A 25,840-nucleotide genomic window follows, 5' to 3' on the forward strand; every position below is an offset into this window, starting at 1 on the left:
CTCATGGGCGCTCCCGCCGGGAGGTGCCCCCAGCCGGCAGGAGCGCCCATGAGCGAGGCCGTGTCCCGACGTACGGCGATCCGGCTGCTCGGCGCGGCGGGCGCCGCCCTGGGCGCCGGCGGCTGCGTCGCCACGGTCCCGCCGGGCGCCGGCGCACGCCCCCGCGGCAAGCCCGCCCCGGCCGCCGAGCCGCCCAAGGCCGGCAGCGCGGCCCGCATCGAGGCCCTGGTGGGCCGGCTCACCCTCGACGAGAAGATCGCCCTGCTGCACGGCGCCCGGGACCCCGCACCGCTCGGCCAGGCCGGGTACGTGCCGGGCGTGGCCCGCCTCGGCATCCCGCCCCTGCGGCTCGCCCACGGACCCGCCGGGGTCCGGGTGGACAAGCCCGCCACCGCCCTGCCCGCACCCGTCCTGCTGGCCTCCGCCTTCGACCCGGCCCTGGCCCGCGAGTACGGGCGCACCCTCGGCCGGGAGGGCCGGGCCCTCGGCCAGGACGTGCTCCTCGCGCCCCGGGCCGGCCTGATCCGGACCCCGTACGGGGGCCGCAACGCCGAGAGCTTCGCCGAGGACCCCAAGCTCACCGCCGACCTCGTGGCCGAAGTGGTCCGCGGGATCCAGGACGAGGGCCTGGTCGCCGCCGTCGGGCAGTTCGCCTTCGCCGACCAGGAACAGGACCGCGACACCCTCGACGTCGTCGCCGCCGAGCAGCCCCTGCACGAGACCGAACTGCGCGGCTTCGAGGCCGCCGTCGGCGCCGGCGCGGGCGCCGTGGCGGTCACCCCCCACAAGGTCAACGGCACCTGGGCGGCCGAGAGCGGCGCCCTGCTGCACGACGTGCTCCGCCGCGGCTGGGGCTTCGACGGCTGGGTGGTCTCCGAGCGGGACGCCGCCCGCAGCATCACCGCCGCCGTCACCGCGGGCCTCGACATGGACCTGTCCGCCACCGGCTCCCCCTACGGCACCCGGCTCCGCCAGGCCGTGCGCGAGGGCAAGGTCACCGAACAGGCCCTGGACCTCGCCGTCCGCCGGGTGCTGACCACCATGGACCGCTTCGCCCTCCTGGACCCCCGGCGCCCCGCCCGGCCCGTCCGGGACGCGGCCGCCGGGGCCCGCACCGCCCGCAAGGTCGCCGCCGCGGGCGCCGTCCTGCTGCGCAACGTACGCGGGACCCTGCCGCTGGCCGACGACGCCGCCCGCTCGATCGCCGTCATCGGCCCCACCGGCGGGGTGCCCCTGGTCGGCGGCGGGAGCGCCCGCGTGGCCGCCGAGCACGCCGACAGCCCGTACACGGCGATCCGCCGCAAGGCGGGCCGCACCGCCACCGTCCGCTACGCCCTCGGCGAGGACCTGTACGGCAAACCGCTCCCGGCCGCCCTGCTCACCCCGGCCGCCGACCTGGAGAGCCGCACCGTCGAACCCGGCCGGACCTTCGGCCACGAGGCGGAGTTCACCCTCCCCGAGGACGACGAGTGGACCGTGCTCGTCCACCACTCCGGCCGGCGCCCGTCCGTACGCCTCGACGGCGAGGAGCTGTTCCCGGACCGGCCGGACCCCGCCGGGCCCGGCGGCCTGCTCGCCACCGCCCCGGACGGGCTCGCCGTCCGCCGCCGCACCCTCGCCCTCAAGGCCGGCCCCCACCGCCTCGCCGTCAGCGCCCAGGGCGGCGACCGGGGCCAGCGCTTCCGGCTGCGCCACACCACCCGCGCCAGCCGGGCCGCCGACCTCGCCGAGGCCGTCAAGGCCTCCCGGGCCTCCCGCAGCGTGGTCCTGTTCGCCTACGAGGACCCCGGCGAGGGCGCCGACCGGGCGGGCCTGGGCCTGCCCGGCGCCCAGGCCGCCCTGATCGAGCAGGTCACCGCGGCCAATCCGCGTACCACGGTCGTCCTCAACACCTCGTCCTGCGTCACGATGCCGTGGCTGGAGCGCACCGGCGCCGTGCTCCAGCTGTACCACCCGGGCCAGGAGGGCGCCGGGGCCACCGCCGACGTGCTCTTCGGCGCCGTCGACCCGGGCGGCCGGCTCACCCAGACCTACCCGGCCGACGAGCAGACCCATCCGGTCGGCGGGGACCCCCTGCGCTACCCGGGCGTGAACGGGCGGCAGGAGCGCACCGAGGGCGTCCACGTGGGGTACCGCTGGTACGACTCCGAGCAGGCGGCCCCGCTGTTCCCGTTCGGGCACGGGCTGTCGTACACCACCTGGAGCTACGAGAAGCTGGCCGTGCGGCCCGAACGCGGCGGCCTGCGCGTGGAGTTCACCGTCCGCAACACCGGCCGCCGCAAGGGCACCGAGGTGGCCCAGGTGTACGTCGGGCCGTCCCCGGAACTGCGGCTGGACCAGCCGGTCCGGGCGCTGGCCGGCTACCGGCGGCTCACCCTGGGCCCCGGGCAGTCCCAGCGGATCACCCTCGACCTCGACGCCCGGACGCTGTCGTCGTGGGACCCGGTGCAGCACACCTGGGTGGTGGGCAAGGGCCTGCGGGAGGTGGCCGCCGGGCGCTCCTCCCGGGACCTGCCGCTGCGGGCCAGGGCGGTGGTGCGCTGAGGCGGTGGTGCACCCGGGAGCGGTCGGTAGGCTGGCGGTCGGCGCTTCGCAGGGGACGCGCCCAGCGACGTGGGAGGACGTGACCGGTGCACATCCAGGATTGGCTCCAGACCGTGCCGGCGGTGAGTGTGTATCTCCTGGTGGGGGTGGTCATCGGACTGGAGAGCCTCGGCATCCCGCTGCCGGGTGAGATCATCCTGGTCAGCTCGGCACTGCTGGCCTCGCAGCACGGCTCCGTGGACCCGCTGGTGCTCGGCATCTGCGCGAGCACCGGAGCGATCGTGGGCGACTCCATCGGCTACGCGATCGGCCGCCGGGGCGGCAAGCCGCTGCTGGAACGGCTGGGCCGGCGCTTCCCCAAGCACTTCGGCGAGCAGAACGTGTCCATGGCGGAGCGCTCGTTCGAGAAGTGGGGCATGTGGGCCGTCTTCTTCGGGCGGTTCGTAGCCCTGCTGCGGATCTTCGCCGGTCCGCTGGCGGGCGTGCTGCGGATGCCGTACTGGAAGTTCCTGATCGCCAACGTCTTCGGCGGGATCCTCTGGGCGGGCGGCACCACTGCCGTCATCTACTACGTCGGCATCGTGGCCGAGGCCTGGCTCAAGCGCTTCTCGTGGCTGGGCCTGGTGGTGGCGCTGCTGGTCGGCCTCGCCTCCATGCTGATCCTCAAGAACCGGGCCAAGAAGGCCCACGCCGCCGCGTCGGCCCAGGCCCCCGCCGGGGTCCCGGCCCAGGGCGAGCAGGCCCCGGCCGCCGTGGCCCAGGACTGAGCCGCGCCGTACGCCGCCGGGCCCGGCCGGGCCCGGCGGCGTACCGGGGCGACCGGCGGCCGGTGACGGCGCCCGGCGGCGGTGGCTCAGGCGTCGCCGGAGTGCGCCGCGCGGTGTTGTGCGGACAGCTCCGTGTACATGGCCGCGTTGAGCCGGATCCCCTCGCGCTCCTCCTCGGTCAGCGGCCGCTTGACCTTGGCCGGGACCCCGGCGACCAGGGAGCCGGGCGGGACCACCATGCCCTGCGGGACCAGCGCCTGCGCGGCGACCAGCGAACCGGCGCCGATGACGGCGCCGTTGAGCACGGTGGCGCCCATGCCGATCAGACAGTCGTCCTCGACGGTGCAGCCGTGCACCACGGCGTTGTGGCCGATGGACACCCGCTCGCCGATGCTGACCGGGAACCCGGGGTCGACGTGCAGGGTGCAGTTGTCCTGGACGTTGCTGTCGGCGCCGAGCGTGATCGGGCCGCAGTCGGCGCGCAGCACCGCCGAGTACCAGACGCTCGCCCCCGCGGCGAGGGTGACGTCACCGATCACCACGGAGGTGGGCGCGGTGAACGCGTCGGGGTGGACCCGGGGGCTCTTGCCGCCCACGCCCGCGACGAGTGCCTGGTCCGCCTGGTAGGTCATGGTCTCTTCCTCTGTTCCGGATGCCGTGCCGCGCTCCCTGCACGGTAGGGCACCGGGGCGGCACCGCCCCGGGATGGGGTGAAGATCACAGCACCGGTGGCGGGCCGCCCGCGGCCCGGCGCACTACCGTGGCCGGGTGCCGAAGAACAGCAACACGTTCTCATCTCTGGGGGGCCTGCGCCGCCGCCTGGCCAGCCGGGCCGCGCACGCGGGCTGGCGCTGGATGCAGCAGGCCGGTTCCGTCACGGCCCAGACCCCCGGACGGCTCCGCTTCGCCGAGATCGGCCACGGCACCCGGCTGGCCTTCCCGCAGGGGACCGTCTTCGGCGAGCAGTGGATCCGGCTGGGCGAGTGCTGCATCATCGCCGAGCAGGTCACGCTGACCGCCGGGATGATGCCGGACCTGGACCTGGGTCCCGATCCGCTGCTGGTCCTCGGCAACGGCGTGGTGCTCGGCCGCGGCAGCCATGTGATCGCCGACGCACCCATCACCATCGGCAACGACGTCTTCTGCGGCCCGGGGGTCTACATCACCTCGACCAACCACAGCTACGACGACCCCCACGAGCCCATCGGACGGCAGTGGCCGCGCAGCGCCCCGGTCGAGATCGGCCCCGGCTGCTGGCTGGGCACGGGCGCGGTCGTCCTGCCCGGCGCCCGGCTCGGCCGCAACGTGGTGGTCGCGGCCGGTTCCGTGGTCCGCGGCGAGGTCCCCGACCACGCGGTGGTCGCGGGCGCCCCGGCCCGGGTCGTGCGCCGCTGGGAACCGGAGACCGGCTGGCAGCCTCCCCTGCGCACGCCGGCGCCCCGGCCGGTCCCGCAGGGCGTGACCTCGGAGCAGCTGAGGGCCCTGGCGGCCCTGGCGGAGGCCGAGGGCGACCCCTCCAGCCCCGCCGGCGTGTGAGGCGCGGGTCAGGCAGGATCCGGAAGGGACGGCCCAGCCCGCGGCCAGCAGCACCGTGCCCGCCAGGGCCGGCCCGGTCCCGGCCGCCTGCACGGCCCGCATCCGCTCCTTCAGCACCGCGAACGCGGCCGGCCGGCACGATCCCGGCGACGGCCACGGCGATCCCGGCGAACCGGCCCCAGCCCGGCCGCTCGCCCAGCGCCGGTCCGGCCGCGACCGGTACGACGACCCCGACCGAGCCCAGCGCAGACACCACGCCCATCGGGCCGAGGGCCAGGGCCTCGTAGAAGCCGAGCTGCGCGAGCGGGCCCACCAGGCCGGCGCCCACCGCGAACCAGAGCTGGGGGCCGGCCTCCCGCCGGCCGCCGGTGGCCAGGACGACCACGCCGAGCACGAGGACCGCCAGGCACTGCGAGACCACCTCCACGGTCAGCGCCGGGATCCGGCGGGTGAGCAGCCCCCGCCGAAGTCGGCGAGCCCCCACAGCACGGCGGTGGCCAGGGCGAACAGGACGGTCATGGAAGGGGCCTCGCAGGGGTGGGAACGAACGGTCGCGCCCCGGGACGCTGACCCACCCCTGCCGGACGGCCCCGACGCACCGTGCTGATGCGGTGTTCTGTCCGGATCGGGGGCCCCTGCATCGCTGCACATATGTGAATCGCGCGGTTATGAAGCCGCGGATGCCGCAGGAAGGCTCAATTCCGCCTTTTCCGTGGGACAGGATTCAGGGGCGGAGCTGATCCCCAGCCCGCCCGCGGACCCCGCCGACCTGGGGTTTTCGCATCCCTTCCGCTACCCGTCGCCAGGGCACCGCCATGCCTGCAGCCAGCCGCGCCCGCACCGCGACGGGGCCGAAACAGACCCTCAGGAGCTGTCACCGTGACCGCCACCGCGCCCAGCACGGAGTCGACCTTCCTCGCCGACACCCACACCGGCCTGCCCATCCCGGCCGACCCGGTCTTCATCTCCGTCACCGACGAACGGCGCCACCGCAAGCAGCGGCTCGCCGCCGCCATGCGCCTGTTCGGCAAGGCCGGCTTCGCCGAGGGCATCTCCGGCCACATCTCGGTCCGCGACCCCGAGGAGCTCGACACCTTCTGGGTCAACCCCTTCGGCGTCTCGTTCAACCGCGTCCGCGTCGCCGACCTGATCCGCGTCGACGCCACCGGCCGCGTCGTCGAGGGCACCCGCAAGGTCAACCCCAGCGCCTTCACCATCCACTCCAAGATCCACGAGCGCCCCGAGGCCCATGCCGTGGCCCACGGCCACACCGTCCACGCCCGCGCCCTCGGAGCCCTGGAACGGCTGCTGGAGCCGTACGACCAGGAGTCCGCCGCCTTCTACCAGGACCAGGTCCTCTACGGCGACTACGACGGCCCCGCCATCACCCTCGAACACGGCCAGGACATCGCCGACCGGCTCGGCGGCAAGCGGGCCATGCTGCTGCGCCACCACGGCCTGATCACCGTCGGCGGCTCCCTGGAGGAAGCCGTGCACTGGTTCTTCACCTACGAGAGCTGCGCCCAGGTCCAGCTCCTCGCCCTCGCCGCGGGCCGCCCCGTCCCCATGACCCACGAGCAGGCACTGCTGGCCCGCGACGGCTTCGGCGACGAACAGCTCGGCCGCTACAGCTTCCAGATCATGTGGGACGAGATCACGGCCGAACAGCCGGACCTGCTGGACGAGTAGTCCGCCCGCGCGAGGAGCCACCGCCCCGGCCGCAGCCCCCGATCTCCAGAAGGAACCATGAGTTCAGCAGCATCACCGCGCGCCGAGGCGCGCACCGTCGTCGTCATCGTCGCCCTCGTGCAGTTCGTCATCGCGGGCTGGTTCTCGTGGTCGGCCTCCCACGCCGCCCCCCGTGACCTGCCCCTGGTCGTCGTCGCCGGCCAGGGGGCGCAGGGCCTCACCGACCGACTGCACGAGGCCGCCCCCGGCGCGTACGAGGCCACCTCCGCGGACTCCCTCGACGAGGCCGACCAGGCCCTGCGCGACCGGAAGGCCTACGGCGCCCTGCTGGCCACCCCGGGCGGGCTCGAACTGCACCTGGCCTCCGCCGCCTCGCCGGCCGTCGCGCAGACCCTCACCGAGCAGGCGCGCGCCCTCGCCGGCACCGACCGGCTGCGCGTCACCGACGTGGTGCCCGCCGACCCCGACGACCCGCACGGCACCGGCCTGGCCATGGGCTTCCTGCCGTTGCTGATCACCGCCGTCATCGCCGGTCTGCTGCTCGTGCTGAAGGTGCGCGACGTCGGCGCCAAGCTCCTCGGCGTCATCGGCTTCGCCGTCGCCTCCGGACTGCTCGGCTCCCTGATGCTCACCCAGCTCAGCGGGGTGCTGCCGGGCACCTACCTGGTCAACGCCGGGACCATCGCCCTGCTGGAGCTGGGCATGGTCGGCGTCATCACCGGCCTGGGCTCGCTGATCGGCCCGCCCGGCATCGCCCTCGGCGCCGTGCTGATGTTCGTGGTCGGCAATCCGCTGTCCGGCCTGAGCTCCGCCCCCGAGATGCTGCCCCAGCCGCTGGGCGCCCTCGGCCAGTTCCTGCCCGCCGGCGCCGCCGCCACGCTGCTGCGCTCGGCCGGCCCCTTCGACGGAGCCGGCGCGGGCGGACCCGTCCTGGTGCTCGTGGTCTGGGCGGTCCTGGGCCTGGCCCTGCTGTTCGCCGCCTCCCGGCGCAAGGCCGCGGCCACCGCCCCGGAACCGGCCGCCGAGCCGGTCCCCGCCGCCGCGCACTGAACCCCGTAGGACGCCGGCCGCTTCTTCCCCCGCCGGCTCCTGCCTCCCCTGTATCGCCGTACCGCGAAAGGTCGAACACCACCATGCACACACCTGACCGCCCGCCGACGCGCATCGGCCTGGTCGGCGGCGGGGCCGCGGCCGTCTGCCTGCTGGACCGGCTGTCGCGGACCCCCGGCCGGGGCCGCGGCTCGGTGACCGTCTTCGAACCCTCGCCGCACCTGTGGCGCGGCCGCGCCTACCAGCACGACGCCGACTCCGTCCTCGCCAACATCATCCCGCCGGAGATGGGCGCCCGCTCCGGGCAGCCCGACGACTTCCTGCGCTGGCTGGCGCAGTCCGGACTGTCCTACGGCACCGGCGACTACGCCGCCGACGGCTACTTCCCGCCCCGCTGGGTGTTCGGCAGCTACCTGGAGCACACCGCCGAGAACGCCGTCGGCGAGCTCTCCCTCACCGGCTGGCCCGTCACCGTCCTGCGCACCGCCGTCCTCGGCGCCCGCCAGGACGGCGAGGAGGTCGTCCTCACCGACGCCACCGGGGCCACCCACACCTTCGACTACGTCGTCTGCGCGGTCGGCGCCGGCCGCCCCACCGACCACTACCGGCTCGACGGCGCCCCCGGCTACATCGGGGACCCGTACCCGCTGCGCGCCACCGTCGCCGACCTCCCCGCGGGGGCCGACGTGACCGTGCTCGGCACCGGACTCGCCGCGGTCGACGTGGTGGTCACCCTCGCTGCCCGCGGGCACGAGGGCCGGATCACCATGGCCTCCCGCAACGGCGCCCTGCCCGCCGTCCGCCAGCGCCCCGCCTTCCCCGAGATCCGCCACTTCACCCCGGCCGCCCTGCACGCCGCGGCGGCCGGGCACGCGGACGGCCGGATCGGACTCGACGACGTCCTGGACCTGCTCGGCCGGGAACTGGCCGCGCACGGCGCCGACCCCGCCACGGTCCTCGCCGAACTGTCCTGCGTCGAGGGCGAGGCCCCGCTGGAACGGCTGCGCCGCCAGTACGCGGGCATCGACACCGACGACATCGGCATGCGCGTCATGCAGCACGTGGTCCCCGAGAGCGGCCCCGACGCCTGGACGCTGCTGCGCGCCGGGGACCAGGAGTTCGTCCGGTCCACCCACTACCGGGCCGTGATGAGCCTGTGCTGCCCCATGCCGCCCGCCAACGCCCGGACCCTGCTGCGCCTGCACGAGGCGGGCCGGCTGCGGGTGACCGGCGGCCTGTCGCACGTCGCACCGCTGGACGGCGGCGGCTTCCACATCGCGGTCGACGGCGGCGACCACGAGAGCGACGTCGTCGTCAACGCCGTCAGCGCGCCCGCGCACCGGGTGCCCGACCCCGCCCGCCCCTTCGTCGACTCCGTCGTCGAGGACGGCATGGGGGAGTACCACCCCTACGGCGGCCTGCACATCGAGCCGGCCACCAGCCGGACGGTCGGCGGGGGCCGCACCCACCGCCGGATGCACGTGATCGGCGACATGGGCGCCGGAACCCTCTTCTTCACCTCCGGCATGCCCTCGGTCCTGGAGCGCGCCGACGACATCGTCCGCGCCCTGGTCGACGACCTCACCGCGACGCCCGCCGTCGCCCTCGCCGCACGGGAGCACCGCATATGACCGCCCTCACCCGCCGGGACATGCTCCGTGCCGGCTTCACCACGGCCGTCGTGGTCGGCACCAGCGCGGCCGTCGCCCCGATCGTCCTGGCCGAGCCCGCCGGCGCGTCCGCCGAGCCGCAGGCGCCCGCCGTCCCGGCCGCGCCCGCCGCCCCGGGCAGCTTCGACGAGGTCTACCGCGGCCGGCGCATCCAGGGCGGCCCCTCGCAGGCCGTCGGGTACGCCGCCGCCCGCAGCGCCGCGGCGCCGGCCGCCGGGCCGGGCGTCGAGATCACCGTGGACGGTCGTCCGCTGCACGTCATGCGCCGCGCCGACGGCACGTACCTGAGCCTGGTCAACCACTACGAGTCGTTCCGCACGCCACTGGAGGTGGCCCGGGCGGCGGTGGACCAGATCGGCACGGCCCAGCTCGCACCGGCCTCCTTCCACCACCACTGACCGACCGAGACCGAGACCGAGGAACCACCCCACGTGCACACCCGCAAGAACCATCAGGACCTCACCCGCGAGGAGCGCGCCCGGTTCGTCGCCGCCCTCCTGGAGGTCAAAGGCCGGGGCGTCTACGACGAGTTCGTCCGGCTCCACGGCCGCTACTTCGTCGCCGACGGCGAAGGCGGCCGGCGGGAGGCCCACATGTGCCCCTCCTTCTTCCCCTGGCACCGCCAGTACCTGCTGGAGTTCGAACGCGAACTGCAGAAGGTCGACCCGTCGGTGACCCTGCCGTACTGGGACTGGACCCAGGACCGGTCGGCCACGTCGAGCCTGTGGGCCGACGACTTCCTCGGCGGCAACGGCCGCCCCGGCGACCACCAGGTCATGACCGGCCCGTTCGCCCACCAGGGCGGCAACTGGCCGATCACGGTGGGCGTCACCGAGGAGAAGTACCTCATGCGCGACTTCGGCCGCCCGGCCGACCCGGTCGCCCTGCCCACCCCCGAGGAACTGGCCTGGGCCCTCGACGACCCGGTCTACGACACCGCCCCCTGGGACTCCACCGCCACCACCGCCGGCTTCCGCAACAAGGTCGAGGGCTGGACGGTCGGCGAGAAGGAGGGCTGGCACAACCACAACCGGGTCCACCTGTGGGTCGGCGGCCAGATGACCGGCGGCACCTCGCCCAACGACCCCGTCTTCTGGCTCCACCACACCTTCATCGACCTCATCTGGGCCCGCTGGCAGCGCCGGCACCGCGGCGCCGGCTACGAGCCGCGCCGGCCGGTGCCCGCCGGGGACCCCCAGCACGGCCGGGTGGTCGCCCTCGACGAGCCGCTGTCCCCCTGGAACGTCCGGCCGGCCGACCTGCTCGACCACACCCGCTTCTACCAGTACGCGTGAGGGCCGTGCCGCCCGGCCGCCCCTCGCACCACCCGTGACGCACGACAACGACACGACGACGACACGACAACGACAACGACAAGGAACCGTCATGCGCATCCGCCACACCCTCCCGGCCCTCGCCACCGCCGCCGTCCTCGCCCTGGCCGGCGCCGGCTCCGCCCAGGCCGCCGCGTCCGCCGACGCCCCGGCCCCCGCCGCCGCGTCCGCCGCCCGGCCCGCCGCGTCCGTCCCGGCCTTCGCCGGTCACACGTACGTGCTGACCCTCGACAACGGCGCCGTGCTGCGCAACACCTACTCGGCCGACGGCACGACTCTCAGCTGGCAGGCCCTCGAAGGCCCGATGGCCGGCCACAGCGGCCAGGAGCGCCTCAGCGTCCGCGCCGTCGGCGAGGGCCTGTACTTCGTCAACTGGGTCGAGGCCTCCGGCATGACCGTCAGCCATGTCATGGACCTGCACCACGCCACGGTCTCCATCTACTGGACGTACGCGACCGCGGACGGCGGCCGCGCCGGCGAACTGCACACGGCGACGCTCGCCCGCGTCTCGTCCTGACGCCACGTGCTGAGCCGGGGCCCACGGCGTACGGCCGTGGGCCCCGGCCACGTCCTCACCCGGGAGCGATACCACCCATGCCCGCTCGTACGGCCCCCGCGCCGACCCCCACCCACGACACCTGCGCCGGCCCGGCGCAGCAGGACCCGCCCCCGCCGCAGGGGCCGCGGCAGCCCGAAGGGCTCGCCGGCACCCTGCGCCCCCGCCACCTGACCATGCTGGCCCTCGGCGGGGTCATCGGCGCGGGGCTGTTCGTCGGCTCCGGCACCGGGCTGCGCGTCGCCGGACCGGCCATCATCATCTCCTACGCGCTCGCCGCCGCCCTGGCGCTGCTGGTGATGCGGATGCTCGGCGAGATGGCCGCGGCGATGCCGGCCAGCGGCTCGTTCTCCGTCTACGCCGACCGGGCGCTCGGGCGCTGGGCCGGGTTCACCGCCGGCTGGCTGTACTGGTGGGTGACGGTCGTCGCGATCGCCATCGAACTGATCGCCGCCTCCACGATCCTGCACCAGTGGATGCCCGCCGTCCCCCGGTGGGCCGTCGCCCTGGTGGCCCTGGCCGCCTTCACCCAGTCCAACATGCTGTCCGTCTCCTCCTTCGGCGAGGCGGAGTTCTGGTTCGCGGGCATCAAGGTGGCAGCCATCATCGCGTTCCTGGCGCTGGGCGTCGCCGCGCTGTGCGGGGCCGTCCCCGGTGTGGACTCCCCGGGCCTGGCGAACCTGACCGGCCACGGGGGATTCCTCCCGCAGGGCTGGGACAGCGTGGTCGCGGGCCTGCTCACGGTGGTGTTCGCGTTCGGCGGCATGGAGGTCATCACCATGGCCGCCGCCGAGTCCGGCGATCCGGCCCGCTCCGTCACCCAGGCCGTCAGCAGCGCGATCTGGCGGATCAGCCTCTTCTACCTCGGCTCGATCGCCGTGATCATCACCCTGCTGCCCTGGGACGCGGTCGAGCCCGGCCGCAGCCCGTACGTGGCCGTGCTCGACCGGCTCGGGGTGCCCGGGGCGGGGCGGCTGATCGAGGTCGTGGTGCTGATCGCCCTGCTCTCCGCGATGAACGCCAACCTCTACGGCGCCTCGCGCATGGCGCACTCGCTGGCCGCGCGCGGGGACGCCCCGCGGCTGCTGCTGCGCACCTCCCGCCGGGGTGCGCCGCGGGCCGCCGTGGCGGCGTCGGCGGCCTTCGGCTTCGTCGCCATCGCCCTGGACCACGGCTGGCCGGACCAGGTCCTGCCGTTCCTGGCCAAGGCGATGGGCGGGGCCATGCTCTACATGTGGCTCACCGTCGCGGCGGCGCACCTGGTGCTGCGCCGCCGCCTGGAGCGGGAGGAGCCGCACCTGCTGGTCGTGCGGATGCGGGGCTTTCCGTACCTGTCGTGGGCGGCGGCGGCCGGCATCGTGGCGGTGCTGGTCCTGATGGCCTTCGACCCCGGCTCCCGGGGCCAGCTCGGCTGGTCCACGCTCCTGGTCCTGGCGCTGCTCGCGGTGGCCGGCGTACGGGCGCTGCACGGGCGCTGGACCGGCTGACCGGCTGACCGGCTCGGGGCCGGGCCGCCCCGGGGGACGGCCCGGCCCCGGACCCCGTCGGGGGCGAGGATCAGGCAGACACGCGTCCGCAGCCGCCGCTCCCGTCGACCTCGTCCAGGGGCAGCAGCCCGGTGGTGGCGATGAGGTAGCCGAGCTGGGCCCGGCTGCGGCTCTGCAGGGTGGCTGCGATCCGGCTCACGTGCGCGGCGACCGTCCGCCGGCTGGTGCCGAGCCGCCGGGCGATGGCCTCGTCGGTGTGGCCGTCCACGAGCATCCGCATGATCGCCCGCTGGATCTCGTCGGCGATGTCGGGCTCCACGCCGCGCGCGGCCCCCGGGTCCACGGGGGAGCCCCGCTCCCAGGACTCCTCGAAGACCTGGACGAGGAAGGAGACGATGGCGGGCTGTTTGATCTCCAGCGCGGTGGTGCGCCGGTCGTGGTGACCGGGGATGTAGGCGATGGTCCGGTCGACGATGATCAGCCGGCCGAAGACGTGGTCGAGCGTGCGGACCTCGCCGCCCGCCTCCAGCAGCCGTTCGATGTGGCGCAGGGTCGGGCCCTGCGTCCGGACCGCGTGCTGGTAGAGCGTACGGTGCCGGACGGACCCGCGGACGTGGTCGAGGTCCTCCAGGTCGTAGCTGAGCCGGTCCCCGCCCGGCTGCACGGTCATCAGCTCCTCGCGGCACTCGCGGACCGCGTGCGCGAGCGTGGAGTGGATGACCTGGTCGCCGATGATCGGGGTGGCCCAGCCCGCGTGTTCGCGTTTGGCCGCCGTGTAGATGGCGTTGACCGGGACGAAACTGGTGTCGATCGCCTGGGCCTGGAGCCGTTCGCGTTCGAGCGACTCCTCGATGGGCCGGACGAGTTCGGCCTTGGCCACCTCCGGCGAGACGGGCACCAGGACGGTCGGGTCGTCCACCGGCGGGACCAGCAGCCCCATCCGCAACAGGCACCCCGGCGCCCCCGCGCGGGGCGTACACCCCTTGACCACGGCCGCGCGGTAGACGGTCAGCCCCGCTCCGCACACCCCGCCCGCGCCTGCCCGGTCTGCACAGTCAGAACCCTCACAACTATCCCCCAAGTGCTGCCTTGCATGATCGTGCATGGCTCAATTATGCACTTGGAAACGCAGCGTCCCATGCTGAATGGCATGGGATATTCATGCTCTAACGGCTTTTTGACCTTGGAAATGGAGGAGTTCACTGATGGTGAACGAATATGGAGCCCTGGCTGAAATCCTCGGGGCCTGGCGTACGGCGTTCGACGCGCACCGGGTCGACGACATCGTCGCGCTCTTCGCCGACGACGCCCTCTTCCAGGGCCTGTCCCCCCAACTCCTCGAAGGCACCGCCCAGATCAGGACCTACTACGAGCACGTCCCGGCCGGCATGACCGCCGAGGTCGAGGTGCTGCGCTCGCGCACCGTCGGACCGGAGGCCGTCGCCGGCTTCGCGGCGGTCACCTTCCGGCCCCGCTCCGGCGAGCCGCTGCCGGTGCGGCTCTCCGTGGTCGCCCAGCACCTCGACACCGGCTGGCGGATCCGCCAGTACCACGTCTCGCGCGCGGCCTGACGGCTCGGCTCAGAGCGCCGGGATCTCGATCGCCGGGCACCGGTCCATGACCATGTCCAGCCCGGCCGCGCGGGTCCGCCCGTAGGCCTCGGGATCGACCACCCCGAGCTGGAACCACACCGCGTCCGCCCCCACCGCCGCCGCCTCGTCGGCGACCGCGCCCGCCAGCTCGCTGTTGACGAAGACGTCGACCACGTCGACCTTGAACGGGATCGCCGCCAGCGACGGGTACCCCTGCTCCCCGTGGACGGTCTCCGCCTTCGGATGCACCGGCACCACCCGCTTCCCGAACCGCTGCAGCACCTCGGCCACCCCGTAGGCGGCCCGCTCCTGGTTCCCGGACAGCCCCACGACCGCCCAGGTGTCGCCGTGCTGGGTGAGGATCCTGCGGATGGTCTCCTGATCGCCGTACACCTGCGCCGCCTCCTACTCGTCCCCGGCCCGGACCCACTGCCCGCCGCCTCCCGGATCAACGGACCGGACGGGCGTCCGATTCCCCGTAGGGTGGAGCGGTGAAGGCAGACCAGTACGTGACGGTGGCCCGTGAGGGCGTGCACGAGTCCGAGATCAACCGGTCCCGTTTCCTGTGTGCGCTCGCGCCGGCGGCGACCGAGCAGGAGGCGCAGGACTTCGTCGCCCGGATCCGCCGGGAGCACCCCACCGCCACGCACAACTGCTTCGCCTATGTGATCGGCGCCGACGCCTCGGTGCAGAAGGCCAGCGACGACGGCGAGCCGGGCGGGACCGCCGGGGTCCCCATGCTCCAGATGCTGATGCGGCGTGACGTGCGGTACGCCGTCGCCGTCGTCACCCGGTACTACGGCGGGGTCAAGCTCGGGGCCGGTGGCCTGATCCGCGCCTACGGCGGGGTGGTCGGCGAGGCCCTGGACGCGCTCGGCACCGTCACCCGGCGCCGCTACCGGCTGGCCACCGTGACCGTCGACCACCAGCGGGCCGGCAAGGTCCAGAACGACCTGCGCGCCACCGGGCGCACCGTCGTGGACCTGCGCTACGGCGCCGCCGTCGAGATCGAGGTCGCCCTCCCCGAGGCCGACCTGCCCGCCTTTGGTGCCTGGCTCGCCGACGTGTCCGCCGGGACCGCCGGGCTGACCCTGGGCGGGGAGACGTACGCGCCCTGAGACAATCGGTCGGACGGGAGCGCGCCGACCGCGCGGGACCGCCCGGACGAAGGACGCGACGGACGACGACGAGGGGGCCGGTGTGCACGGCGGCGGAGGGGTCGAGTGAAGTTCCTGCACACCTCCGACTGGCACCTCGGCCGGGCCTTCCACCGGGTCAACCTGCTCGACGCCCAGGCCGCCTTCGTCGACCACCTGGTGGCGGCCGTCACCGAGCACGCCGTGGACGCCGTACTCGTCGCCGGTGACGTCTACGACCGGGCCGTGCCCCCGCTGCCCGCCGTCGAACTGTTCGACCGGGCCCTGCACCGGCTGGCCGACCTCGGCGTGCCCACCGTGATGATCTCCGGCAACCACGACTCCGCCCGCCGCCTCGGCGTCGGCGCCGGACTCATCGGCCGCGCCGGCATCCACCTGCGCACCGACCCGGCCGGCTGCGCCGACCCCGTCGTGCTCGCCGACGCGCACGGCGACGTCGCCTTCTACGGGCTGCCCTACCTGGAGCCGGCCCTGGTCAAGGACGCGCTCGCGGCCGACCGGGTCAGCCACGAGGCCGTGCTCGGCGCCGCCATGGACCGGGTCCGCGCCGATCTCGCCGCCCGGCCGCCCGGCACCCGGTCCGTCGTCCTCGCCCACGCCTTCGTCACCGGCGCCCGGCCCAGCGACAGCGAGCGCGACATCACCGTCGGCGGGGTCGCGGCCGTCCCGGCCGCCGTCTTCGACGGCGTGGACTACGCCGCCCTGGGCCACCTGCACGGCTGCCAGACCCTCGGCGAACGCATCCGCTACTCCGGCTCCCCCCTCGCCTACTCCTTCTCCGAGGCCGACCACCGCAAGTCGATGTGGCTGGTCGAGCTCGGCCCCGCCGGGGAGCTCACCGCCGAGCGCCTCGACACCCCCGTGCCCCGTCCGCTGGCCCGGATCCGCGGCCGGCTCGACGACCTGCTCGCCGACCCCGCCCTCACCGTCCACGAACCGGCCTGGGTCGAGGCCACCCTCACCGACCCCGTCCGCCCCGACGACCCCATGGCCCGGATCGCCGCCCGCTTCCCGCACACCCTCAGCCTCGCCTTCGACCCCGAGGACCGGGACGAGGCCGGCCCGGGCTCGTACGCCCAGCGGCTCAAGGGCCGCAGCGACCAGGAGATCGCCGAGGACTTCGTCGCCCACGTCCGCGGCGGCGCCGCCGGCGCCGTGAACGCCGCCGAGCGGGCCGTGCTGCGCGCCGCCTTCGACGACGTCCGCGCCGAGGACACCCGCCAGGAGAGGGCCCGATGAGGCTGCACCGGCTGAAGGTCACCGCGTTCGGGCCGTTCGCCGAGCCCCAGGAGATCGACTTCGACGCCCTCTCGGGCGCCGGGATCTTCCTGCTGCACGGCCCCACCGGCGCCGGCAAGACCTCCGTCCTCGACGCCGTCTGCTACGCCCTCTACGGTTCCGTGCCCGGCGCCCGGCAGTCGCCCGGCACCAGCCTGCGCAGCGACCACGCCGCCCCCGACACCCCCACCGAGGTCACCCTCGACCTCACCGTCGGCGGCCGGCGCCTGGAGATCACCCGCCGGCCCGAACAGGAACGGCCCAAGAAGCGCGGCACCGGAACCACCCGGGACAAGGCCCAGAGCTGGCTGCGCGAACACACCGCCGCCGACGGCTGGCACGCCCTGTCCCGCTCCCACCAGGAGATCGGCGAGGAGATCGAACAGCTCCTCGGCATGAGCCGCGAACAGTTCTGCCAGGTGGTCCTGCTGCCCCAGGGCGACTTCGCCCGCTTCCTGCGCGCCGACGCCGAGGCCCGCGGCCGGCTGCTGGGCCGGCTCTTCGACACCCGCCGCTTCGCCGCCGTCGAGGCCCTGCTCGCCGAGCGCCGCCGCACCGCCGAGGCCAAGGTGCGGGCCGGCGACGAGCGGGTCCTCGGCACCGCCCAGCGCCTGGCCCAGGCCGCCGGCGACTGTGCCGACCTGCGGGCCTGGCCGATGCCCGGCCACCAGCCGGGCGACCCCGGGCTCGCCGAGGCGGTCCGGGCCTGGGCGGCGGTCGCGCGCAGCGCGGCCCGGGAGCGGCTCACCGTCGCCGCGTACGCGCTCGCCGCCGCCGAGGGCCGGCACGCCGCCGCCCGCCGCACCGCGCAGGAGGCCGCCGAACTCGACCGGCTCCAGCGCCGGCACGCCGAGGCCCTGCGCCGCGCCGACCTGCTCGCCGAGGCCGCTCCCGAGCGGCAACGGGTCCGCGACCTGCTCGACCGCGGCGCCCGCGCCGCCCTCGTCGCCCCCGCCCTCGACCTGCGCGAGGCCGCCGCCGGCGCCCACCGGGCCGCGGCCCACGCCGAGTCGGTGGCCCGCGCCGCCCTGCCGCCCGCGCTGTCCGGGGCCGGTACCGACCAGCTCGCCGGCGAGGAGCAGCGGCTGCGCGGAGCCCTCGGCGCACTGGAGGCCGCCCACCGGGCCGAGGCGCGCAGCGCCGAGATCGGCCGCGAACGCCAGGCCCTGGACCGCGAGGCCCGGGCCGCCGACGAACAGCTGCGCGAGACCGCCGACTGGCTCGCCCGCTGGGAGCAGGCCCGCACCGGGCTCCAGGCCCGGGTCGACGCCGCCCAGCAGGCCGCCACCCTCGCCGAGCACCTCGCCGGCCGGCTGGAGCCCGCCCGGCTCCAGCTGGCCGCCGCCCGGCGCCGCGACACCCTCGCCGCCGACGCCGACCAGGCCGCCGCCGCGCTGCTCTCCGTACGCGAGGAGGCCGCCGCGGCCCGGGAGCACTGGCTGGAGCTCAAGGAGGCCCGGCTGCGCGGGATCGCCGCCGAACTCGCCCAGGCGCTGGTCCCGGGCGAACCCTGCACCGTCTGCGGCTCCGACCGGCACCCCGCCCCGGCCCGGACCGCTCCCGGGCACGTGGAGCGGGCCGCCGAGGAGGCCGCGCACGCCCGGTTCGAGGCCGCCGAGGAGCGGCGGGCCACCGCCGAGCGGCGGCTCGCCGCCGTCACCGAGGCCCGGACCGAGGCCGCCGCCGCGGCCGGGGGCGCGCAGACCGCCGAACTGCTCGCCCGTACCGAGGACCTGACGTCCCGGCACGCCGCCGCCCACGCCGCCGCGGCCGGACTGCACGCCGCCCGCGAGGCCCTGGCCCGCGCCGAGCGCGAGCACGCCGCCCGCAGCGAGGCCCACCGCGAGGGACACGCCCGGGCCGCCGCCCGCGCCTCGCGGCGCGAGGCCCTCGACGACGAGCTGCGCGGACTGGAGGCCGAACTGGCCCGGGTCCGCGGCGACGCGCCCAGCGTCGCGCACCGCGCCCGGGTGCTGGAGGCCCGCGTCGCCCTGGTCGCGGGCGCCGCCGAGGCCGTACGGCGGGCCGACGCGGCGGCCGAGCGGCTCAAGGAGGCCGACGGGCGGTTGGCCGACGCCGCGTTCCGGGCCGGCTTCGACACCGTCGAGGAGGCCGCCGGTGCGGTCCTGCCGGAGGCCGAGCGCCGCGCCCTCCAGCTCCGTATGGACACCTGGCAGGCGGAGGAGGCCGCCCTCGCCGACCGCCTCGCCGAGGCCGACACCGCCGCCGCGGCGGCCCTGCCCCCGGCCGACCCGGCGACCGCCGAGGCCGCCGCCGAGCGCGCCGCGGCCCGGCTGCGCGCGGCGGGCTCGGCCGTGGACGCGGCCCGGGAACGCTGCGCCGAGGTGGACCGGCTGTCCCGGCAGGCCGCCGCCGAGCTGCGCACCCTCGGACCCCTGCGCGAGGAGTACGAGCGGGTGGCCCGGCTGGCGGCGCTCACCGCGGGCACCTCCGCCGACAACGAACGCAAGATGCGGCTGGAGGCGTACGTGCTGGCCGCCCGGCTGGAACAGGTCGCCGCCGCCGCCACCCTCCGCCTCCAGCGGATGTCCGGCGGCCGCTACACCCTGGTCCACTCCGACGCCAAGGCCGGCGGGCGCGGGCGGTCCGGGCTCGGGCTGCACGTGGTGGACGCCTGGACCGGCAGCGAGCGGGACACCGCCACCCTGTCGGGCGGCGAGACCTTCTTCGCCTCGCTCGCCCTCGCGCTGGGCCTGGCCGACGTGGTCACCGACGAGGCCGGCGGGATGCGGCTGGACACGCTCTTCATCGACGAGGGCTTCGGCAGCCTGGACGACCAGGCCCTGGACGAGGTCCTCGACGTCCTGGACTCCTTGCGCGAACGCGACCGCAGCGTCGGCATCGTCAGCCATGTCGCGGACCTGCGCACGCGGGTGCAGGCCCAGCTGGAGGTCGTCAAGCGGCGCGGCGGCTCGGTGGTACGGCACCGCACCGCCGGGCTCACGGACTGAGCGGGCGGCGCGGCAGCGGGGACGAGTAGACGATGCTCGTGGTCACCGGGCCCAGTCCGGCGATCCGGCCGGTGATCTCCTCCAGGTGCGACATCGAGCGCGCGGCCACCTTGAGCACGAAGCAGTCGTCACCGGTGACGTGGTGGGCCTCCAGGATGTCCGGGGTGGTCTCCAGCAGGTCGTGGAACGGCTTGTAGTTGCCGTGCGGGTAGCGCAGCCGGACCAGCGCCAGGATCGCCTTGCCCAGCCGCTCGGGGTCGACCACCGCCGTGTACCCGGTGATCACCCCGGCCTCTTCCAGGCGCCGGACCCGCTCGGTGACGGCGCTCGCCGACATCGAGACGGTACGGGCCAGCTCGGTGAAACTGGCGCGGCCGTCCTGCTGGAGGGCCGTCAGGATCCGCCAGTCGGTGGCGTCAGGGGAATGCTCGGTCATGGTCCATGGGTAGCAGGGGAATTCGTGGTCCAACAAGTGATACGCCGGGGAAACCACCTTCCCGGACAAGATCACCGGCCGTAGATTGCTGCCCATGACGACGACACAGCACACCGCCGCTTCCGCCGCTCCTGCCGCCTCCGCCGCTGCTGCCCCGGCCGCGACCGCCGCGAACCCCGTCCTGCGCGTCCCGCCGGCCGCTCCGGCCGCGGCCGCCGCCTACTTCGCCGCGAGCCTCGCCTTCCACGCGGACGTCTCCGACGTGGCCGCCGCCTTCAAGGCCCACCGGGAGCAGGGCGCCGCCCTCGGCTTCCAGCTCGTCGACTCCCGCTCCACGCCCTCCTGGGACCAGGCCCACGTCCCCGGGGCGGTGCACCTGCCGACCGCGCTGATCCCGGAGCAGGCCGAGCGGCTGCTGGACAAGAGCGTGCCCGTGGTCACGTACTGCTGGGGACCGGGCTGCAACGGAGGCGCCCGCTCCGCGCTGGCCCTCGCCGAACTGGGCTTCCAGGTGAAGGAGATGCTCGGCGGGATCGAGTACTGGATCCGGGAGGGCTTCGAGGTCGAGACCTGGCAGGGCCCGGCCCGGCGCACCGAGGCCGACCCGCTGACCGCGCCGGTCGACTCCGACGACTGCGGCTGCTGAGCCGGGCACCGGCCGGGCCGCCGTACGTCGGCCGGGCCGGCCGTACGCCGGCCGCGCGCGGCGAGGCCGGCCGAGGGCCCGGGCGGGCCGCCCGGTCGCGGGGGAGCCGGGCGGCCCGTCGGGTCGTGCGGGGTCGTGCGGAGCCTTGCGGGGTCGTGCGGGGCCTGCCGGGATCAGAGCCGGGAGAGCTCGTCCACCAGGTCGTCCAGGCCGAGCGAACCCTGCGACAGCGCGGCCATGTGCCACGCCTTGAGGTCGAAGGACTCGCCCCGCGCGGCCCGGGCGTTGTCCCGGCCCTGGAGCCAGGCCCGTTCGCCCAGCTTGTAGCCGATGGCCTGGCCCGGCATCGACAGGTACCGGGTCAGCTCGCTCACGACGAAGTCCGCCGGCCGGCCGCTGTGCAGGCCGAAGAACTCCTGCGCCAGCTCCGGGGTCCAGCGCTCACCGGGGTGGAACGGCGAGTCCGCCGGGATCTCCAGCTCCAGGTGCATGCCGATGTCCACGATCACCCGGGCGGCGCGCATCATCTGGCAGTCCAGGTAACCCAGGCGCTGCTCGGCGTCCTTGAGGTAGCCCAGCTCGTCCATCAGCCGCTCCGCGTACAGGGCCCAGCCCTCCACGTTGGCGCTGACCATACCGACGGTGGCCTGGTAGCGGGAGAGCTGGTCGGCCACGTGCGTCCACTGCGCGAGCTGGAGGTGGTGGCCGGGCACCCCCTCGTGGTACCAGGTGGAGACCAGGTCGTAGACCGGGAACCGGGTCTGGCCCATGGTCGGCAGCCAGGTGCGGCCCGGGCGGGAGAAGTCCTCGGAGGGGCCCGTGTAGTACGGGGCCGCGGCGCCGCCGGGCGGGGCGATCCGGGACTCCACCCGCCGCACCCGCTCGGCGAGTTCGAAGTGGGTGCCGTCGAGGTTCTCGATGGCCTCGTCCATGATTCCCTGCAACCAGGCACGGACCTCGTCCACGCCCTCGATGTGGGTGCCGTGGTCGTCCAGGTGCTTGAGCGCCTCCCACGGACCCGCGCCGGGAAGGATCTTGGCGGCCTCGGTCTTCATCTCGCCGAGCAGCCGGTGGTACTCGGACCAGCCGTAGGCGTACGCCTCGTCCAGGTCGAGGTCGGTGCCGTTGTAGTAGCGCGCCCAGCGGGCGTAGCGCTCCCGGCCGACCGTCTCCGGGCGGCCGGCGACGGCCGGTGCGTACACGTCCCGGATCCAGTCGCGCAGTTCCACCGTGGCGGCGTTCGCCGCGGCCGCGGCCTCGGTCAGCTCCGCGCGCCGGCCCTCGGGGCCGCGCTCGGCGAAGTCGGTGAAGAAGCCGGTCCCTTCGCCGTCCTCGCCCGCCCAGGAGGTGAGCTGCTCGACGAAGGTGGCGGTCGGGCGGGGACCCGCGTACAGGCCGCGGTCCAGGCCCAGCCGGAGGCACGCGCGGTAGCCGGCGAGGGCGTCCGGGACGGCGCGCAGGCGCTCGGCGAGCGCCGCCCAGTCCTCGTCGGTCTCGGTCGGGGAGATGGAGAACGCCTCGCGCACGCCGTGCGCGGGGGAGTGGATGTTGCTGACGGCACGCAGGTGCTCGCCGGCGTCGTGGACGGCGAGTTCGGCGGTCAGCCGCTCCCGCAGCAGCCGGGCGCAGCGGCGCTCGGCGTCGCTGTCGGCACCGGGCAGCTGCTCCGCCGCGTCGAGCCGGGCGAGCGTGGTGCGGGCGAGTTCGGCGACGGCCTCGACACCGGCCGGCGAGAAGTCCGGCAGCGAGCGGTAGCTGGACGCGACGCCGAGGTAGGTGCCCGTGATCGGATCGAGGGCGACCAGCTCGTCGACGTAACGGTCGGCGACCTGACGCGGGAGAAGGCTGTGGAGGGTGTCTGACATGCGGACATCTTCGTACGTCGGACCCTCTCGCGTCACTAGCGTTCTGCTGTCGGCACATGACGCGTACGGCCCCGTACGCGGAGGGCGTACGGGGCCGCCAGGTGCGGCAGCAGCTGCGGGCAGCCTCGGCCGGCGCCTCAGCCGAAGGGGTGCCGGTCGGGTGCGGGGGCCTGGGCGCGCGGGAGTTCGTGGGGCAGCCGGGAGCCGACCGGGGCGGCGTCGAGGCGGGCGGTGATCACGAGGGTGCCCTCCTCGATCTGGTAGTCCAGGGGCAGGCCGAGCCCGCGCATCGCGGCGACCATGGCGGTGTTGGAGGCCTGGGTGACGGCGTAGATGCTGTCGCAGCCCGCCTCGACCCCCATCGCGACCAGTCGGCGCAGCAGTTCCGAGCCGATGCCGCGGCGCTGCCACTCGTCCTCGATGATCAGCGCGACCTCGGTCTCGTCCCCGTCCCACAGCAGGTGGCCGAGGGCGACGAGCCGGCCCGAGGCGGTGGTGGCGGCGAGCGTACGGCCGAACCGCGGGCTCAGCAGGTGGTCGAGGTAGCGGTCGGCGTCGGCGACCGGGCCGTGGTAGCGCAGGCTCAGGGTGCGCGAGGAGCAGCGGTCGTGCATGGCGCGGGCGGCGGCGAGGTCGGACCGGTCGGCGCGGCGCACGGTGATCTCGTTGCCCTCGGGCAGCGTGAGCACGTCCTGGCTGCGCGGCACCCGCGGGCCGAGCCGGGCGTCGAGCTCGACGAGGGCGCGGGCCCGGGCGAACTCGGTCGGGGTGAACGGCAGATAGGGGCGCTCGATGGTGATCGCCCCGCCCGAGGGGTCGCGCAGCTTCATCATGCCCCCCTCCAGCACTCCCTCGACGGGGGCGTCGGCGCCCTGGTGGGGGCGGCCGGTGAGGGTGGTCGCGGGGATCGAGTGGATGGTGCAGCGGCCCAGCAGCTGGCGCAGCGCGAGCGGGAGTTCGGCGGCGTCCAGGGCGGTGCGGGTGGCCAGGCCCAGCATCCGGGTGGGGGTGTCGACCAGGTCGTGGGCGTCGGCCCGCTCGATCCAGGTGCCGGTGCCGCCGCCCTGGGCGACGGCCCGGGTCAGCTCGGCCGGCGGCAGGGCCCGCGGGGCGCGCAGCAGGAACTCGTCCACGGTGCCGCCCTCGGCGAGCGGGTGCGTCTGCAGCGTCAGGATGTCCACGCCCAGCCCGGCGAGCGCACCGCACAGCGAGGCCAGCGCCCCGGGCTCGTCCCGTACGGTCGTCCGCATCCGCCACAGCGAGGTGGCCCCGCCCGGGACCGCCGGGGCGCCGGCAGCGGCGCCGTGGTGGGTGGCCGCGGTCGCGGTCGGGGGCGGGGCATGGCTGTGCCGGCGGGCCCACCAGGTGTGGAAGGCGGCCGTGACCAGGAGCGCCACGGCCGAGGCGGCGAGGAGCACGGGGCCGCTCGGACCGTGCGCGACGAGATTGGCGATGCCGTCGGCGACCGCGACGGCGCAGAAGAGCGCGGCCAGCTCGACGAGGTCGCGGCGCCAGTGGTGGTGGCGGTGGGTGCGGGCGGTGGACACGGAGGCGGAGGGAGCGTCACGGTGCGTCATGCACACCACTCTCGCCAAGGGGTGTTGCGTGATCACGAACGGTCTGTGACCGAATGGTTAAGGATCCATCTGGTCGATTTCGCCCGCTTTTCCGGGCGGCGTTCCCTCCGCGGCGGTCCTACGGCGGCTCCGGAGGGAACGGCACGGGTCCGTTCGGGGGGCGCCTACTGCCCGATCCGGCCGGGCTGGAGGGTCTTGCTGAACAGTACCCCGCCGCCCTCGCGGCGCAGCCGGACGGTGAGCTCGCCGCTGTCCCCGTCGATGTCCACCTCGCCGTAGTAGGGCGGGTTCTCGGCGGGGGACATGTTGGCCACCGGCGCCGACTGCACGAACTCCCGCTGCGGACCGAACGTCGCGTCGAGCGCCCCGTGCGGGAATCCGCCCGCGCCGACCGGGCCGGAGACGAACTCCCAGAACGGCGCGAAGTCCTTGAACGCCGCCCGCTCGGGGTCGTAGTGGTGGGCGGCCGTGTAATGGACGTCGGCGGTGAGCCACAGGGTGCCGGTGATGCGCTGGTGCTTGATGTGGCGCAGGAGCTCGGCGATCTGGAGCTCGCGGCCGAGCGGCGCGCCCGGGTCGCCCTGGGCGACGGCCTCGAAGTTCGCCGAACCGTCCGGGACCACGATGCCCAGCGGCATGTCCGCGGCGATCACCTTCCAGGTCGCCCGCGAGCGGCACAGCTCGCGCTTGAGCCAGCCGAGCTGCTCGGCGCCGAGGATGCCGACCGGGTCGTCGCTCTGGCGGCCGGGGGAGTTGGCGTTGCGGTACGTGCGCATGTCGAGGACGAACACGTCCAGCAGCGGACCGTAGTGGTGGACGCGGTACATCCGGCCCTCGGTCCGGCCGCCGCGCAGGTCGGTGACGGGGAAGTACTCGGAGAACGCCTGGCGGGCGCGCGCGGCGAGGACGTCGACGTCCTTCACCGTGTAGCGGGGGTCGTCCAGGATCTGTCCCGGGTACCAGTTGTTGCGCACCTCGTGGTCGTCCCACTGCGCGATGACGGGGACCTGGGCGTTGAAGCCGCGCAGGTTCGTGTCGAGCAGGTTGTAGCGGAAGTTGCCGCGGAACTCGGCCAGGGTCTCGGCGACCTTGGCCTTCTCCTCGGTGGTGATGTTGCGCCACACGCTGCCGTCGGGGCGGCCCACCGTCGCCTGGAGGGGGCCGTCGGCGTAGATCGTGTCACCGCTGAAGAGGAAGAAGTCGGGGTCGCGGCGGCGCATCTCGTCGAAGACGCGGTAGCCGCCGCGGTCGGGGTTGATGCCCCAGCCCTGGCCGGCGAGGTCGCCCGACCACAGGAAGCGCACGCCGGTACGGCGGCCCGCCGGGACGGTGCGGAAGGTGCCGCGGGCGGGCTCGCTCGTGCGGCGCGGGTCGTCCGGGTCGGCCAGCACCACCCGGTAGTGGACCTGCCGGCCGGGCGGCAGGGCGTGCAGCGTGGTGGTGCCGGTGAAGTCGGTGCCCGGGCCGAGCAGCGGGCCCGGGTGGCGGCGTACGGCGTAGCGGAAGGACTCGCTCGGCGAGGTCTCGACGTACATCCGCGCGGGGCGGTCCGAGCGGGTCCAGAGGGTGGCCGAGTGGGCGGTGATCTCGCCGGACTGCACGCCCCACGGAGCCTCGGGGCGCCCCGAGGCTCCGTGGGGCGTGCAGTCCGGCGAGATCACCGCCCACTCGGCCACCCTCTGGA

22 protein-coding genes and 1 pseudogene are annotated in these 25,840 nt (G+C 75.0%); 15 read left to right on the forward strand and 8 right to left on the reverse strand.

What is annotated here, in order from left to right:
- Positions 1-48: 48 nt before the first annotated feature.
- Together EF918_RS13920 and EF918_RS13925 are read left to right on the forward strand one after the other, a co-directional pair.
- The gene (locus tag EF918_RS13920) at positions 49-2,544 is read left to right on the forward strand and encodes a beta-glucosidase (RefSeq protein ID WP_125645388.1); all 2,496 of its coding nucleotides are present in this window, start codon (positions 49-51) and stop codon (positions 2,542-2,544) included.
- A gap of 86 nt (positions 2,545-2,630) precedes the next feature.
- On the forward strand, positions 2,631-3,311 hold the full coding sequence (locus EF918_RS13925; RefSeq protein ID WP_125645390.1) for a DedA family protein: 681 nt from the start codon (positions 2,631-2,633) through the stop codon (positions 3,309-3,311).
- Positions 3,312-3,397: 86 nt separating this feature from the next.
- On the opposite strand, the gene EF918_RS13930 is transcribed toward EF918_RS13925, so the two are convergent.
- Positions 3,398-3,943: a gamma carbonic anhydrase family protein gene (locus tag EF918_RS13930; protein ID WP_125645392.1), complete on the reverse strand. Its 546-nt coding sequence runs from the start codon at positions 3,941-3,943 to the stop codon at positions 3,398-3,400.
- 136 nt (positions 3,944-4,079) lie between these two features.
- Between EF918_RS13930 and EF918_RS13935 the strand changes: the two genes are divergently transcribed.
- Positions 4,080-4,847, forward strand: coding sequence for a DapH/DapD/GlmU-related protein (locus EF918_RS13935; protein WP_125645394.1), 768 nt, complete (start codon positions 4,080-4,082; stop codon positions 4,845-4,847).
- A gap of 112 nt (positions 4,848-4,959) precedes the next feature.
- On the opposite strand, the pseudogene EF918_RS13940 reads toward EF918_RS13935, so the two are convergent.
- Positions 4,960-5,366: pseudogene (locus EF918_RS13940) on the reverse strand (EamA family transporter); the annotation flags it as partial.
- A gap of 360 nt (positions 5,367-5,726) precedes the next feature.
- Here EF918_RS13940 and EF918_RS13945 point away from each other — a divergent pair.
- From EF918_RS13945 to EF918_RS13975, 7 genes are all read left to right on the forward strand, one after another.
- Entirely contained in the window at positions 5,727-6,536 is an 810-nt protein-coding gene (locus tag EF918_RS13945; protein ID WP_125645397.1) for a class II aldolase/adducin family protein, read from the forward strand.
- Between the two features lie 57 nt (positions 6,537-6,593).
- Positions 6,594-7,586: a hypothetical protein gene (locus EF918_RS13950; protein ID WP_125645398.1), complete on the forward strand. Its 993-nt coding sequence runs from the start codon at positions 6,594-6,596 to the stop codon at positions 7,584-7,586.
- An 83-nt stretch (positions 7,587-7,669) separates the two neighbouring features.
- Positions 7,670-9,217, forward strand: coding sequence for an FAD/NAD(P)-binding protein (locus EF918_RS13955; protein ID WP_125645400.1), 1,548 nt, complete (start codon positions 7,670-7,672; stop codon positions 9,215-9,217).
- Positions 9,214-9,654, forward strand: a complete 441-nt coding sequence (locus EF918_RS13960) for a tyrosinase family oxidase copper chaperone (protein ID WP_125645402.1) — start codon at positions 9,214-9,216, stop codon at positions 9,652-9,654. Before EF918_RS13955 ends, EF918_RS13960 begins: the two co-directional genes overlap by 4 nt.
- Positions 9,655-9,687: 33 nt before the next feature.
- Positions 9,688-10,551: a tyrosinase family protein gene (locus EF918_RS13965; protein ID WP_125645404.1), complete on the forward strand. Its 864-nt coding sequence runs from the start codon at positions 9,688-9,690 to the stop codon at positions 10,549-10,551.
- A gap of 91 nt (positions 10,552-10,642) precedes the next feature.
- Entirely contained in the window at positions 10,643-11,107 is a 465-nt protein-coding gene (locus EF918_RS13970; protein WP_125645406.1) for a MoaF N-terminal domain-containing protein, read from the forward strand.
- Positions 11,108-11,184: 77 nt separating this feature from the next.
- Complete coding sequence (locus EF918_RS13975; protein WP_125645408.1) at positions 11,185-12,633, forward strand: amino acid permease; 1,449 nt, start codon at positions 11,185-11,187, stop codon at positions 12,631-12,633.
- 70 nt (positions 12,634-12,703) lie between these two features.
- Here EF918_RS13975 and EF918_RS13980 read toward each other — a convergent pair whose 3' ends face one another.
- Positions 12,704-13,660 carry a LuxR family transcriptional regulator gene (locus EF918_RS13980; protein WP_185921744.1) on the reverse strand — a complete coding sequence of 319 codons (957 nt, stop codon included), beginning with the start codon at positions 13,658-13,660 and terminating at the stop codon, positions 12,704-12,706.
- A 178-nt stretch (positions 13,661-13,838) separates the two neighbouring features.
- Between EF918_RS13980 and EF918_RS13985 the strand changes: the two genes are divergently transcribed.
- The gene (locus tag EF918_RS13985) at positions 13,839-14,204 is read left to right on the forward strand and encodes an SgcJ/EcaC family oxidoreductase (RefSeq protein WP_125645412.1); all 366 of its coding nucleotides are present in this window, start codon (positions 13,839-13,841) and stop codon (positions 14,202-14,204) included.
- A 9-nt stretch (positions 14,205-14,213) separates the two neighbouring features.
- Here EF918_RS13985 and EF918_RS13990 read toward each other — a convergent pair whose 3' ends face one another.
- Complete coding sequence (locus tag EF918_RS13990; RefSeq protein ID WP_125645414.1) at positions 14,214-14,618, reverse strand: CoA-binding protein; 405 nt, start codon at positions 14,616-14,618, stop codon at positions 14,214-14,216.
- A gap of 98 nt (positions 14,619-14,716) precedes the next feature.
- Between EF918_RS13990 and EF918_RS13995 the strand changes: the two genes are divergently transcribed.
- From EF918_RS13995 to EF918_RS14005, 3 genes are all read left to right on the forward strand, one after another.
- Positions 14,717-15,343, forward strand: coding sequence for a YigZ family protein (locus EF918_RS13995; protein ID WP_125645416.1), 627 nt, complete (start codon positions 14,717-14,719; stop codon positions 15,341-15,343).
- 105 nt (positions 15,344-15,448) lie between these two features.
- A complete protein-coding gene (locus tag EF918_RS14000) occupies positions 15,449-16,621 on the forward strand; it encodes an exonuclease SbcCD subunit D (RefSeq protein ID WP_125645418.1) in 1,173 nt (390 codons plus the stop codon).
- Positions 16,618-19,632 (forward strand): AAA family ATPase, encoded by a 3,015-nt coding sequence (locus EF918_RS14005; protein WP_125645420.1) that lies wholly within the window; start codon positions 16,618-16,620, stop codon positions 19,630-19,632. Before EF918_RS14000 ends, EF918_RS14005 begins: the two co-directional genes overlap by 4 nt.
- On the opposite strand, the gene EF918_RS14010 is transcribed toward EF918_RS14005, so the two are convergent.
- Positions 19,622-20,068, reverse strand: a complete 447-nt coding sequence (locus tag EF918_RS14010) for an Lrp/AsnC family transcriptional regulator (RefSeq protein ID WP_125645422.1) — start codon at positions 20,066-20,068, stop codon at positions 19,622-19,624. The genes EF918_RS14005 and EF918_RS14010 overlap by 11 nt on opposite strands.
- A 94-nt stretch (positions 20,069-20,162) precedes the next feature.
- Here EF918_RS14010 and EF918_RS14015 point away from each other — a divergent pair, with 94 nt between their 5' ends.
- Entirely contained in the window at positions 20,163-20,714 is a 552-nt protein-coding gene (locus EF918_RS14015) for a rhodanese-like domain-containing protein (protein ID WP_125645424.1), read from the forward strand.
- Between the two features lie 173 nt (positions 20,715-20,887).
- Here EF918_RS14015 and EF918_RS14020 read toward each other — a convergent pair whose 3' ends face one another.
- From EF918_RS14020 to EF918_RS14030, 3 genes are all read right to left on the reverse strand, one after another.
- Positions 20,888-22,579: a DUF885 domain-containing protein gene (locus tag EF918_RS14020; protein ID WP_125645426.1), complete on the reverse strand. Its 1,692-nt coding sequence runs from the start codon at positions 22,577-22,579 to the stop codon at positions 20,888-20,890.
- A gap of 137 nt (positions 22,580-22,716) precedes the next feature.
- Positions 22,717-24,156 carry a GNAT family N-acetyltransferase gene (locus tag EF918_RS14025; RefSeq protein ID WP_125645428.1) on the reverse strand — a complete coding sequence of 480 codons (1,440 nt, stop codon included), beginning with the start codon at positions 24,154-24,156 and terminating at the stop codon, positions 22,717-22,719.
- 164 nt (positions 24,157-24,320) lie between these two features.
- On the reverse strand, positions 24,321-25,832 hold the full coding sequence (locus EF918_RS14030) for an alkaline phosphatase (protein WP_260610175.1): 1,512 nt from the start codon (positions 25,830-25,832) through the stop codon (positions 24,321-24,323).
- Positions 25,833-25,840 lie beyond the last annotated feature (8 nt).

This window comes from Streptomyces sp. WAC06614, from assembly GCF_003949795.1.
Taxonomy (GTDB): Bacteria; Actinomycetota; Actinomycetes; order Streptomycetales; family Streptomycetaceae; genus Streptomyces.